Consider the following 12,590-nt stretch of genomic DNA (forward strand, 5'->3'; position numbering starts at 1 on the left):
GGGGTCGCGTTCGAACTCCGGGGCGCGACCGGGGTGACCAGCCTGCCGAGCAGCTCGGGCAGTGCGGTGTCCGCCCTGGTACGGGCCGCCGACGCGCTGGGCGAGGCCGTCCGCACGGGCCGGCCGCATCCGTGCGACGCGGCCTTCGGGCAGCGGGTCACCGAGATCCTGGCGCGGGCCGAGGCGATGGTGGCCGACGCGGCCGGCTGATCAACCGATCACTCGCCGCCGGGCGGCTGCTCATCCCCGTCCTCGTCGTCGTCGAACGGCTCGTCGCTCCACCGGAACCAGGCGCGCTCCCCCTCGATGTGCAGCAGGAACTCCGGCACGGGCCCGTCCGGCGAGGTGAGCGTGACCTGCCGCCGGATCTCGTCGTAGGCCTCCTCCCACCGCGTCCACTCGTCGTCGGCCTGAGCCAGGGCGAGTTCCCGCGCGAACAGGTCCCGTACGGCGTCGAACGCCGGACCGGCGGTGAACTTGCCCGACAGCCAGGGGAAATCGGCGTCGTCGATCAGGATCTCCCCGACCGTCTCCTCGCCCCCGCGCACCTGCCAGACCTCGCCGACGAACCCCATGCCCGCCTCCATCCCGCCGTAGAGCCATGTGCCGTAGATCGACCTGCCGCCAGCATGGCACCCGGCACTGACAGTCGGCCCGGCGCGGATCACGGACCGGGCCGACTGTCCCGCAGGGCTACGGGCCGGTGCGGTTACTCGGCGAACTGGAAGTTGGCGCGTTCGCGGATGACCGGATAGCCGACCTCGGCGAAGTGGGCGGCCATCGGGAAGTTGCCCTGGTCCGTGGCGGCGGCGATGAACTCGGCGCCGCGTTCGACGAGGTAGTGGGTGCACTCGGCCAGCAGGTCGCGGGCGTAGCCGTGGCCGCGCTGTTCCGGTACGACTCCGATGAAGCCGATGCACGGGCCCGACGGGTTGTGGGCCGGGATGTGGATGCCCGCGAGGTCACCCTCGGGGGTGCGGGCCACCTGCCACCACTCGCGTGGGGACGGGCACCAGCGGAAGAAGTCGATCTCCTGCTGTGCGGCCTTTTCGACTCCCCCTTGGCGGATGGCCAGTTGGGCGTGGGCGTCGAGGGTGACGGAGTGGATGCGGCGCAGCGCGTCGAAGAACACGGCGTCGTCCGGTTCGGGGGCGAAGACGAGGCGTCCGGGGCGTTCGGGCAGCCCGCACTCCGGGGTCCATCGGTAGATGAAACGCTCGACCAGGAGGTCGTATCCGGCCGCGCGCAGGGCGGTGAAGCGTGTCTCGGCGGCGGCGCGCAGCTCGGGGCTGTCGCGCCAGCCGGTGGGGAGGTTCAGTTCCACGCCGACGCGCCAGGGTGCGCTGCGCAGGAGTTCGGCCCCCGCTTCCTCCTCGCCCTCGATCACGTCGAAGCAGTCGATGGTGAGGGGTTCGGTGTCGTCGGGGCCGCCCCACCAGGCGCCGCGCGCGACGACCGTGCCGTCGCGCAGGGCCACCCGCTGCCAGTCGGGCCGCCAGACCGTCAGCCGGTGCGCGGCTCGGGCGCCGAGCGAGTCGGGAAGGGTGTCGAAAAGATGGGCGTCGCTCTCGTCGAGCGCGCGAATGACCAGATCGGTCATGGATTCCTCCGGGAGGTGTACTGCGTGAAGCGCTCCCGGTCAGGTCAGTCGTGTCACGCCGGGTCAACGGGGAGGGAGCGCTGGGGTGTTGTGAACCTCATGGCACTCGCCTCCTTCCGCTGGTCTCTGGGCGTGCGGTCACACGTTAGGGGGCAGGCCGTGTGCCCGTCCATTTCTTTTCGCGGGCGGTCCGGTAAGGCGGAGCACGCTTCAGGGTTGGTCCCACCACGTGAGCGCCTCGATCCGCCACGTATCCCACGCTCATCCCAGCAGTGATCGATCCCCGCAGGTCACAGACGCGTGACTGTCCCGGCGTCCCAACCCGGGCAGCGGGATCCGATCTTCGGGACGGCCGCTGCCAGCATGAGCCTGCCGGGTCTTCCGGCAACTCATCAGAGGGGGAACACCAGATGGGACAAAGGACGCTTCTGCGGGGTCTGACCCTCGCCGTGGCAGCGGTCCTGCCCCTGTGCGGGCCCACGGTGGTGCAGGCTGCGGAGTCCGCAGCCACCGCCGCGGTCGCCGTCTGCGGGCATACGAGCGCACAGCCCACGCTGCAGCAGGGATCGACGGGGGACGCGGCTGTCGAGGCGCAGTGCCAGCTCAATCTGGCGACGAAGCCGAGCAAGTACACGCCGATCGCGGCGGACGGTTCGTTCGGGCCGGCGTCGGTGGCGCGCGTGAAGGAGTTCCAGCGGTGTGCCGGGCTGGGCGTGGACGGTGTGCTCGGCCCGCAGACCTGGGCGGCGCTGAACACCTGGGCCGCGCAACCGCACACCTGCGCCACCCAGGGCACGTCGAGTACGGCGCAGACGACCGTGTGCGGCCACACCGACACACGGCCGACGCTGCAACAAGGTGCGAAGGGTACTGAGGTCGAGGAGCTCCAGTGCCGGCTGAACCTGGCCATGGAGCCGTTCCACTACGCGCCGCTGACGATCGACGGCGACTTCGGGGGCGGGACCCAGTCCCGCGTCATCGAGCTCCAGCACTGCGCCAATCTCAGTGCCGACGGCGTCGTGGGCCCCAACACCTGGGCGAAGGTGGTGGATTGGTCCAGTCGTAACGCGTACTGCGCGCCGCCGCGTCCCGCCGGCTACTCGATCGACGGCCTGGACACGGCCAAGTACCAGCACCCGGGCGGAGCGCCGATCGACTGGAAGGCCGTGAAGGCCTCGGGTGTCGAGTTCGCGACGGTCAAGGCCACCCGGGGTCTGAACGTCACCGACGAATACCTCGCCACCGACCTCGTCGCGGCGAGGGCCGCGGGGCTGGCCGTCGCGCCGTACCACTTCTACACGGGCACGGCGGCCGACACGGGTGCCGCGCAGGCCGACCGGTTCATCGCCGCGGTGCGGGCGACCGGTTACACCGGGCAGCGGGCGGGCGACCTGCCGCCGATCTTCGACCTGGAGCGCATGGACGACGGCAGTGGGCGCTGCCCCACCTACGGCACGGTGAACGACGCGAAGGCCTGGCTCGACAAGGTGGAGACGGCCTTCGGCCGTACGCCGATCATCTACACCCAGAAGTCCTTCCTGGACGACTGCCTGGGTTCGACCACCGCCTTCGCCCGGTATCCGCTGCAACTCGCGGACTACCGCCAGTCGATCACCTCGCCGCCGGTGCCGAACGGCTCGACGACCTGGGCGATGTGGCAGTACACCGACGCCGCGCTCTTCCCGGGACTCCGGGCTCCGGCGACCGGCGACGTGTTCAACGGCACCCAGGCCGACCTGGACCGGCTGGCCAACCGGTGATCCCGGCCACCCCCTCGTCGTACCGAGGAGAAACCCCATGACTGCCCGTTTCGCCCGCGCGTCCCTCGTCGCCCTGCTCGTCACCCTGGGCTTCACCGTCCCGGCGCCCGCCTCGGCCGCCGGCGCCACTGCCGCCGCCACGAGCTGTTACGGCGGAGCGGTCACGGTGCACTACGGGGACGTGCTCGACTTCGGCCCGTACCGGACCACGAGCCGCTGCAACGACATCAACATGCGCGTCGTCGGCGGCGACGCGGAGTACATCGTCGCCTGCGTGAAGTTCGAGAAGACCGGCGTCTGCAACCGCTGGACCAGGGTCGGCTGGAGCTGGACGACCGTCGCCACCGACGTCCTGGACGGGACCAAGTTCACCGTGCCCAACGGCGTGGACCTGGAAGGCAGTTCGGCCACCATCCAGATCGCCTTCTGACCCCCCGCACCCGAACGGAGACCATCATGACCAGAAACAGGGCGTTCGCCTCGGCTCTGTTCACCGCGGCCGTGCTGCTGGGCGTGGGCGTCGCACCCGCCTCCGCGCAGTCCTCGGCCACCGCCACCAGCTGCTACGGCGGCGCCAAGACCCTGACGTACCACTACTCCACGTCGCCCGTGTCCTACGGCACCTATACGACGTCCTCGCGGTGCAACGACATCAACATGAGGCTCCTCACGGACAGCCCGGCGGGGGTGTTCCTGTACGCCTGCGCGGTGTTCGTCGACCACACGACCAAGTGCAACAACGACGACACCTACTCCCTGCACGGTACCGAATGGGCGACCGTCGCCACCGAGGTCAAGGACGGCACCCACTTCGTCCTGCGCGTGGGTCCCTATGACACCGACGCGCAGAACGTGACGTTCCAGATCGCCTACTGACCTCCTCCTCATCCCCCACCACCGTTCTTCGAAAGGACGATGATGACCTCCTCCTTCCGTCCCATGAACCGCCGGGCCATGCTGCGTGGCACGCTCGCTGCCGGTGCCGGCATCGCGTTCGGTCAGCTGCTCTTCGCGGGTGTCGCAGAGGCCTATTCGTGGTCGCGCACCCTGACCGAGGGGGCCACCGGCGCCGATGTGACCGAGCTGCAGATCAGGATCGCGGGCTGGGCTGCTGACAGCGCGAGCCACAGCCGGGTCGGCGTCGACGGGGACTTCGGCCCCGGTACGGCCGCGGCCGTGAAGCGGTTCCAGGCGGCGTACGGTCTCACCGCCGACGCCAGTGTCGGACCCAACACGCAGGCGAAGCTCAACGCGCTGGAGCAGTCGGACGGTTCCACGCTCCACTTCAACTGGACCGAGTTCGAGAACCAGACGGGCGGCGCCTTCAACGGCGGCAAGCTGAGCGCGGCGCAGGTGAAGGAGAACGTCCGGCGCTGCATGTACAAGCTGGAGGCGCTGCGCAAGAAGCTGGGCGACAAGCCGATCACGGTCAACTCCGGCTTCCGCAGCGTCGCGCACAACGCCGAGATCGGCGGGGCCAGCGACAGCATGCACCTGTACGGCACCGCGGCCGACCTCGACGTACCCGGCGTGGCCACCAAGACCGTCTACCAGAAGGCGGAGACCTGCGGGTTCTCCGGGCTGGAGACGTACACCGTCGACCACCAGCACGTCGACAGCAGGGCCGACCTCGGCCGTGACTGGTGGTGGGAGAACGGCACGGTCTGACGCCGATCTCGGGGGAGCGGAGCTCCGGGTACCGTCTCGGCGGTGCCCGGAGCTCCGGGTTTCAGCTCTTCGCCTTGTCCTTCGCCTTGTCCTTCAACGCCGCCTCGCAGGAGGGCCAGTCGTGGAAGTCGTGCCGGGCGCTCCACAGCCGGTGGGCCGCCTTGATGTTCCAGTCCGGGTCGAACGCCCGCAGGGGTGTGCCGTCCAGCTCCCGCAGACGGGCGTCGGAGATCTGGAACACGCCCCAGTTGCGGCTGCCGTTGGTGTTGGGCAGTACGTACAGCGGGTCGAGGAACGACGTACAGCGGGCGATGGCCACGGCGGTGTCGGGATCCTCGACGAACACCTCGCGGACCCGCTTCTCCACCTTGGCCGGCGACCAGGTCGTCATGGTCACCTTCTGGGCGTAGAGCGCCTTCTTGGTGGCATCGTCGACCACGTTCGTGGCCGGCAGGCCCGCCAGCACCTGGAACGCGGTCAGCCGGCGCAGGGTCTCCGGCCCGAAGTCCCCGTCGACGGCGAGCTTCCCCTTCGCCCGCGCCAACAGGGTCTGGACCTCGCGCACGCACTCGTCGTGCTGGCCCATGCTCACCGACTTGCACGCGCCGGAGTACAGCAGCCTGTCGCCGGCCGCGGGCGAGGCATCGTCGGAGCTCCAGTCGGGCATCCACACGAAGCCGGCCACCAGCACCACCACGACCACGGCGGCCAGTATCGCGAAACGGGAGGACCATTTCTCGGGCACCTGGGACCGTCGTGACTTCCCGGTCTCGTCGGGAGTGATCTCCAACGGGGTGACGTCTTCCGGTCCGGGGCTCTCCTGGGCGGGCACGGCAGGTTCGTGCGCTTCCGGTACCGGTACCGGTTCGAGTTCCGGCCCCGGTTCCGGTTCCGGGTTGTCCTTGGCCGCCGTGGCCGGTGCATCCCGGTCGGTGTCCGCGAGCGCCCACAGCCGGTGGAGTTCGCGGAGCTCCTCGGCACTGGCGCCGCACACCTTGGCGAAGGCGTGCACCACCCGGTAGTCCGCGGGCACGCTGAGGCCGGAGCAGTACCGATGCAGGCTGGAGCCGCTGACGCCCGCCTCCTTGCCGAGGCGGTCGTATCCCCGGCGACTGCGGTCCTTCAGCATCCGAAGGTAGGCGGCGAACTTTTCGGTATGCGGAGAGGCAACCACAGATCCACCCTTGCTCAAGCCCCTGATGACGGGTAGAAGCTACACCCCGCGAAAGGGGTACGTGCGCCGTTTCACTGCCGCAATGCGACCATCAACGTCCTTTCTGGTGACGGTATTTGACGATTGGTCACCGGCAGCCGACGGATGATGGGTCCGTCGGCCCGGTTCACGTCAGTTCGGCAGTCCCTCCGGATCGGTCGCCCAGCTCGTGTTCGGCTCGGTGGCCAGGCGGAGGTCCAGCCTGCCGCCCCTCAGCGTCAGGCCCGCGCCGGTCCACGAACGGGTGAGGTCTCGGCCGTCGAGGCGTACGGCGTCGACGTACTGGTGGGTGTCGTCGGCGTCGGGCGCGGTGATGACGATGTCCGTGCGGCCCGGCCGGTCCAGGACCGCCTTCGGGAAGAGCGGTGCGCCGAGCAGCAGGTCGGCGCTGCCCGGGGTCCGCGGATAGATGCCGAGGGCGGAGAGGACGTACCAGGCGGACATGGTGCCGAGGTCGTCGTTGCCGGGCAGTCCCTTGGGGCCGGTGCCGTATGCGGTGTCGAGGATCTGGCGGACGGTCGCCTGGGTCTTCCAGGGCTGTCCGAGGGAGTTGTAGAGCCAAGGGGCGTGGATGTCGGGCTCGTTCGTCGGGTCGTAGCGCAGCGCGTCGCCGCCCCGGACCGACCATGATCCGTCCGCCGTGTGGAAGAAGCCGTCGAGGCGGGTCGCGGCCGTCTCGCGTCCGCCCATCGCCTCGGCAAGTCCTGTCACGTCCTGCGGGACCATCCAGACGTACGCGGCGGCCGAGCCCTGCGCGAAGCCGAGGTCGCTCGCCGGGTTGAACGGGGTCACCCAGGAGCCGTCGAGGTTGCGGGCCTGAATGTAGCCGGTGGCGGGGTTGAAGACGTTGCGCCAGTAGGCGCCTCGTGCCTCGAAGTCCTTTGCCTCCTCGTCCCGGCCCAGCAGCTTCGCCCACTGCGCGAGGGCGGAGTCGGCGACGGCGTCCTCCAGGGTCTCGGCGGCGCCGCCCCAGCAGTGGCAGGCGTTCTGGGCGGCATAGTGGGAGGTCATGTACTCGGCGAGGTTGGGGCGTTGGCCCACGCACTGGCCGGGGCAGCCGGCGTCCGAGAGTTCGTCCGGGTTGGGCACGGTGGCCTGGTGGACGAGGGAGTCGAAGGCGCCCTGGTAGTCGAAGTTGCGTACGCCCATGGCGTAGAAGGTGGCCAGGGTCGCGGCGGACGGATCGCCCGTCATGACGTGGGTGGCGCCGCTGATGTGCACCCAGCGGTCCCAGACTCCGCCGTTCTGCTGGGCGAAGTTGTAGAGCGACTGGGCGAAGTCACCCGCGACAGTGGGCCTCAGGAGGGCGAGCAGCTGGATCTGGGCGCGGTACTGGTCCCAGCCCGAGAAGTTGCTGTACTGCGCCCGCTGTCCGCGCGCGAGCCGGTGGACGGCCTGGTCCATGCCCCAGTAGCGGCCGTCCGTGTCGCTGATCAGGTCGGGCTGCATGAGGGCGTGATAGAGCGCCGTGTAGAAGGTCTGGCGGCGGGCGGGGGTGCCGCCGTCGACGCGTACGGTGCTCAGTTCGCGGTCCCAGGCGCGGGCGCCCTCCTTGGCGACGTCGGCCACGCGCGCGTGCGGGGCGATCTCCTGGCGGAGGTTGGTCTCGGCTCCGGCGAGGCTGACGTACGAGATGCCGATCCGCATGTGGACATCGTTGTCAGATGTCGTGTCGAAGCCGACCCAGCCTCCGGAACCACGGCCCGCGCGGTCGGCGCCGGTGGCGTATCCCTCACCCCCGGAGGCGGTCGTCGAAGCGGGTGAGACCGTGCTGTCGTGCCAGGTGCCGACCGAGGAGAAGGCGCGGTCGAAGGAGGCGCTGAAGTAGAGCCGGTAGTAGCTCTTGCGGTTGTTGACGCCGCCGTTGGCGCGGCGCCCGCAGAAGGCACCGGTGAGGACCCAGCCGGTGACCCTGCGGTGGGCGGTGTCGATGTCGACGTGCGCGTCCGCGCTGCCGTTGAGGGAGTTGGAGACGCGGAAGAGCAGACTCGCCGGGCGGTCGGCGGGGAAGGTGAAGTCGGCGACTCCGGCGCGCTTGCTCACGGCCAGGTCCGCGGTGGCGCCCGAGGCGAGGCCGAGGGTGTAGCGACCGGGGGTGGCCTTCTCGTCGGCGTGCGAGAAGTTCGACGCGTAGACGGCGTCCTTGGTGTCCGCGGACGGTGACGAGGTGACGTCGCCGACGAACGGCATGATCGGTACGTCGCCCGCCGCGCCGGGGTTGCAGCCGGCGCCGTTGACATGGGTGAGGCTCAGACCGCGGACGCGGGTGGCGCCGTACTCGTAGCCGTTGGCGGCGCCCGTGCTGGTCTGGTCGCCGGTGGTGCTGGTCGGGGACCAGGCGATCATGCCGCCCGGGAGGGTGGCGCCGGGGTAGGTGTTGCCGCCGTTGGAGGATCCGATCAGCGGGTCGACGAGGGAGGACAACTCGCCGGAGGTGCCGGTCGCCGCGGCGAGAGCGGGGAAGGGGGCGGCTGCGGCGAGCGCGGTCGTGACCGCTGCGGCCGCGACTCGGACGCCGAACCGCCTTGCCGTGCCCAGTAGTTGGTGACGCATGCGTCAAGTCGCCTTTCGGGGAAGGGACGATGGGGCCGAAGACACAGGCCGTGGAGACATGGGGCGTCGCGAGGCTAAGAGGCCGCGCGGTGGGAGGGAAGAGGCACCTGGGTACGGGTGGTGAAGTACGGGTGAACGCTTCGCCGTGCGCTTAAGTGGCCCTTAAGCACGGATTAAGCCGCCCATCCTGTTGTGTCCTCGCAGGTCAGCGCGGTGACGGCTTCTCCCCGAACCGTTGGCCTAGGCAGCGGTCGTGCGTAATATCGGGCCCCGGCGGCGGTGCCGACGCACGCTGTGAGAGCGCTCTCAGCGTCGGCACCGTCCGCTCCGCACAGCCCGACTCGCTCGGAGGTCCCCCCACATGACTCCCCCGGCTCCCCGCCATCAGCGCACGCTCGGCCGCCGCAAGCTGCTCTTCGCTCTCGGAGGGGCGGCGGTGGCCGCACCCGTCGTCGCCGCGCTGGCACCGCACGCCCTCGCGGACACCAAGTCCATGGAGACGAACGCCGATCAGGTGGGCGGGCTCCCGTTGACGCTGGTCAACAACAGCGGTTCGTTCGACAACGCGAATGTGCACGTCTACATCGTCGGCAATGTGGACGGCAAGCAGGTGCGGGTCGCTCCCGACGGGACGCTCGCGCCGATAGCGCTCTCGGACAACGGCGCCGACGGTTTCACGGACTACGCGATCAGTCTCGGCTCCGGTGCGGAGACGACGATTTCGCTGCCGTATCTGTCGGGCCGCATCTACGTCTCCCTCGGCGCGAAGCTCAAGTTCAAGGCCGTGGCGGACGGCAACGGCAACCCGGCGCTCCAGTACCCGGCCTGCTGGGTGACCTCCGACCCCAACTACGAAGTCCTGCACGACTGCGCCGAGTTCACGCACAACGCGGCGGGCATGTTCTGCAACACGACGATGGTCGACATGTTCAGCGTGCCGCTGAGCATCCGGCTGACCGGCGCGCAGGACCAGACGACGGGCACGCTGCGCGACGGCGGGCGGGCGTCGGTGTTCGACGCGGTGCGGCAGGTCGAGGCGTTCGCCCCGCTGATCGTGGGCGACACCCGGGTCATCGCGCCGGGGCACGGGCTGGACGCGGGACTGTTCGCCGCGGACTACTTCGCGCCGTACATCGACGAGGTGTGGAGCACGTACACCGGCAAGGACCTCACCGTCACCACGAACGCGGGCGCCTTCAGCGGGCGGGTGCGCGCCGACCGGTTCGCCTTCACCGGCCCCGCCTCGGTGTCGTTCGCGAAGCCGTCGACCCGGGACGTGTTGTTCTGCGACGGCAATCTGGCCGCCCCGAACGACGGCACCACGGGCCCGGTCGCGGCCGTCCTCGGCGCGGGTTTCAACCGCTCCACGCTCCTGTCGGACCCGGCCCAACCGACCACCGACGCCTCGGCGTTCTACCGCACCGACCTCACGAACCACTACGCGAAGGCGGTGCACGCGGCCACCGCCGACGGCCGGGCCTATGGCTTCGCCTTCGACGACGTGGCGGATTTCGCGTCGTACGTCCAGGACACGGCACCGACGGCGATACGGCTCACGCTCACGCCGTTCTGAAGCCGGGGAGGGCGGGAGCGCGGCCCCCGCCCTCTCTCGTTACGTGCCGCTCAGTCCGACCGGTGCGTGCGCCGACGCCACCACGCCAGACCGGCGCCGATCAGCAGGATCCCTGCCGCGCCCGAGCCCACCGACGCGGCGATCAGGCCGGTGTTGCTCGTGCCGCCGGCCGAGCCGGTCGGCTGCAGGGCGTTGCCCACCTGGTCGCGGACGCTGTTGCCACCTGCCGTGCCCTTCGCGAGCGGGCCTCGTGAACCGGCGACGGGCTGAGCAAGGTAGGGGAAGGAGTCGCCGAACTTCTGGTCGTTGGCGTCGACCGCGTCCCCCAAGTCGTTCTTGGCGCCGACCAGTTCGCCCTCGACGACCTGCAACGAGATGTCCACGACGTCGTCGGTGAGCCGACGCCCGTTCGGGAAGCCCGCGTTGTCACCGTCGAGGACACCGAGCCGTTTCGGTTCGGCGGCCGGTTTGATCGAGGTGTTCAGGCGCAGCATCTCCGCCGGTCGCACACCGGGCGGCTGGTTGAGGCCTTTGACGCCCTTGAGGAAGACGTCGACGAGGTCGTTGCGGGGTTCCGCGGGTGCCTTGATCTTGTAGACGGCCTCCATGAGCTTCGGCAGTTCCGGGTTGGTCACGTTCTTCAGGAATTGCCCGTCGTTCCACGGCGAGGACGCGTTGAACTTGTCTTTGTCCTTCAGTGGATTGACGACCTCGTTGACCAGCGGGTTGCCCAGCCGCGAGACCTGCTCGAAGTCCCCCTGGGCGTTCTTCCTCTGCGTGGTCGACCAGATGCCGACGACCGGCTGCTGCTTCGACTCGGTGATCATGTCGGTGGGCAGTTGCAGGGCGATCGAGTTGACGTTGTAGCCCTTGAGGGTGTCGTTGCCGACCTCGGAGAGGTTGCCGCCGTAGAGCAGGTCGAAGACGCGCAGGTCCAGGAAGAACGGGTCGTCCGCCTGGCCGGCGAACGTCCGCCCTCCATGGGCGAGTTGACGAACGGCCTGCCGGCGCAGCGTGTCGTAGTCCGGCATCGACGCCTTGCCGACGTTCGACGGGGCCACCGGCAGGTCGTCGGCGAGCTTCGTCTTCGACACGAGGCTCTGGTTGTGCAGCTTGAGCAGGTCGACGTCGTAGGTCTGGGTGACGTTCAGGTCCGGGTCGTCGAGGCTGGTGACCGGGCCCGTGTTGTACAGGAACGTCTTCTTGTTCTTCGTGTGCGTCCTGAAGGTGTAGCGCAGCAGCAATTCGCCTTGCGCGTCACCGTTGTTGTCGATGTGGATGTCGTACTGGGCGTCGTCCGCGAACGTGTAGAAGTTCGGGCCGCCCGCCGGATCCTCGAACGGGATCCAGTTCGCGATGATCGTCGTCGTCTCCGGATCGTCCGGGCTGACGAAGGCGTACACGTCCGTGTTGTCGTACTTGGGGTGGCCCGAGATCAGCGGGGCCTCCCGGTGACTGGAGGCGGAAGCCGCCCCCGGTTCCAGCGTGGTCATGCCGGCGGCTGCGAGTCCCCCGGCGGCCAGCGCACCTGCTACGAGGGTCGCGAGGCTCCTGCGCCTCGCACCGCTCCTGGAGATAGGTGTCATACCGTCCGTCCTCCATGCCAACTTCCCTGACGCTTGTGGATTCGGAACGACCACCCCTTGCGGATTGGTGAATATTGACCGATCTGACGGATCTTTCAGTTGATCTATCGATTTGGCGCTCGGCGTGCGGGTCCGGTCCCGTCGTAGGAGCGTGGTGGTGTGGGAAAGGTGCGGGGTCCGGTGTCGCGCCGGAACCGGGAGCCGGCCCGGCGCGGCTGGCTGCGGGGCGCGCCGGCGCCGCGGTGGGTGCGGGTGCTGCCGGGTGTGCTGGTGGTCGGTGTGGGCGTGGCGACGCTGGTGAGCCCGAACCCGCTGGACATCGGCTTCGTGCTGGGTGCCATTCCGCCGCTGGCCGGTCTGTCGTACGGCCCGGTGGCGACCGTGCTCTTCGGGGGCCTCAGCGTCGCGCTGCTGACCGTCCCTGCCTTCCACCTCGACGATCCGGGCAGTACGGACCTGCTGACCATCTGCTTCGTCGCGTCGCTGAGTGTCTTCATCTCGTTCGTACGGAGTCGGCGGGACGCCCAGCTCGATCTGGAGCGTACGGTCGCCGAGGCCGCGCAGCGGGCGGTGGTGCCGCCATTGCCGGAGCGGGTGGGGCGGGTGCGGTGTGCGGGGCTGTACCGGGCGGCGCAGC

10 protein-coding genes and 2 pseudogenes are annotated in these 12,590 nt (G+C 69.5%); 7 read left to right on the forward strand and 5 right to left on the reverse strand.

Annotation, left to right across the window (positions count from 1 at the left end; translation table 11 throughout):
- Positions 1 to 210, forward strand: a pseudogene (locus R6V09_RS31630) (gfo/Idh/MocA family oxidoreductase); the annotation flags it as partial.
- Between the two features lie 8 nt (positions 211 to 218).
- On the opposite strand, the gene R6V09_RS31635 reads toward R6V09_RS31630, so the two are convergent.
- Together R6V09_RS31635 and R6V09_RS31640 are read right to left on the reverse strand one after the other, a co-directional pair.
- Positions 219 to 575 carry a hypothetical protein gene (locus tag R6V09_RS31635; protein ID WP_317884884.1) on the reverse strand — a complete coding sequence of 119 codons (357 nt, stop codon included), beginning with the start codon at positions 573 to 575 and terminating at the stop codon, positions 219 to 221.
- A 134-nt stretch (positions 576 to 709) separates the two neighbouring features.
- Positions 710 to 1,600, reverse strand: coding sequence for a GNAT family N-acetyltransferase (locus tag R6V09_RS31640; RefSeq protein ID WP_317884885.1), 891 nt, complete (start codon positions 1,598 to 1,600; stop codon positions 710 to 712).
- A 410-nt stretch (positions 1,601 to 2,010) separates the two neighbouring features.
- Between R6V09_RS31640 and R6V09_RS31645 the strand changes: the two genes are divergently transcribed.
- The 4 genes from R6V09_RS31645 to R6V09_RS31660 are packed head-to-tail and all read left to right on the forward strand — an operon-like array spanning position 2,011 to position 5,028.
- Positions 2,011 to 3,360: a GH25 family lysozyme gene (locus R6V09_RS31645; RefSeq protein ID WP_317884886.1), complete on the forward strand. Its 1,350-nt coding sequence runs from the start codon at positions 2,011 to 2,013 to the stop codon at positions 3,358 to 3,360.
- A gap of 37 nt (positions 3,361 to 3,397) precedes the next feature.
- Positions 3,398 to 3,790, forward strand: a complete 393-nt coding sequence (locus R6V09_RS31650) for a hypothetical protein (protein WP_317884887.1) — start codon at positions 3,398 to 3,400, stop codon at positions 3,788 to 3,790.
- 26 nt (positions 3,791 to 3,816) lie between these two features.
- A complete protein-coding gene (locus R6V09_RS31655) occupies positions 3,817 to 4,236 on the forward strand; it encodes a hypothetical protein (RefSeq protein WP_317884888.1) in 420 nt (139 codons plus the stop codon).
- A gap of 42 nt (positions 4,237 to 4,278) precedes the next feature.
- Positions 4,279 to 5,028 (forward strand): D-Ala-D-Ala carboxypeptidase family metallohydrolase, encoded by a 750-nt coding sequence (locus R6V09_RS31660; RefSeq protein ID WP_442810191.1) that lies wholly within the window; start codon positions 4,279 to 4,281, stop codon positions 5,026 to 5,028.
- A 61-nt stretch (positions 5,029 to 5,089) separates the two neighbouring features.
- Here the strand turns inward: R6V09_RS31660 and R6V09_RS31665 are convergent, their stop codons facing one another.
- Positions 5,090 to 6,157 carry a helix-turn-helix domain-containing protein gene (locus R6V09_RS31665; RefSeq protein WP_442810190.1) on the reverse strand — a complete coding sequence of 356 codons (1,068 nt, stop codon included), beginning with the start codon at positions 6,155 to 6,157 and terminating at the stop codon, positions 5,090 to 5,092.
- A gap of 216 nt (positions 6,158 to 6,373) precedes the next feature.
- Positions 6,374 to 8,794: a GH92 family glycosyl hydrolase gene (locus R6V09_RS31670; protein ID WP_317884891.1), complete on the reverse strand. Its 2,421-nt coding sequence runs from the start codon at positions 8,792 to 8,794 to the stop codon at positions 6,374 to 6,376.
- Between the two features lie 361 nt (positions 8,795 to 9,155).
- Here R6V09_RS31670 and R6V09_RS31675 point away from each other — a divergent pair, with 361 nt between their 5' ends.
- On the forward strand, positions 9,156 to 10,367 hold the full coding sequence (locus tag R6V09_RS31675) for a beta-1,3-glucanase family protein (RefSeq protein ID WP_317884892.1): 1,212 nt from the start codon (positions 9,156 to 9,158) through the stop codon (positions 10,365 to 10,367).
- Between the two features lie 50 nt (positions 10,368 to 10,417).
- Here the strand turns inward: R6V09_RS31675 and R6V09_RS31680 are convergent, their stop codons facing one another.
- Positions 10,418 to 11,953 (reverse strand): DUF4331 family protein, encoded by a 1,536-nt coding sequence (locus R6V09_RS31680; RefSeq protein WP_317884893.1) that lies wholly within the window; start codon positions 11,951 to 11,953, stop codon positions 10,418 to 10,420.
- 159 nt (positions 11,954 to 12,112) lie between these two features.
- Here R6V09_RS31680 and R6V09_RS31685 point away from each other — a divergent pair.
- Positions 12,113 to 12,590: pseudogene (locus R6V09_RS31685) on the forward strand (serine/threonine-protein phosphatase); the annotation flags it as partial.

The sequence above is a fragment of the Streptomyces sp. W16 genome (genome assembly GCF_033194735.1).
Classification (GTDB): domain Bacteria; phylum Actinomycetota; class Actinomycetes; order Streptomycetales; family Streptomycetaceae; genus Streptomyces.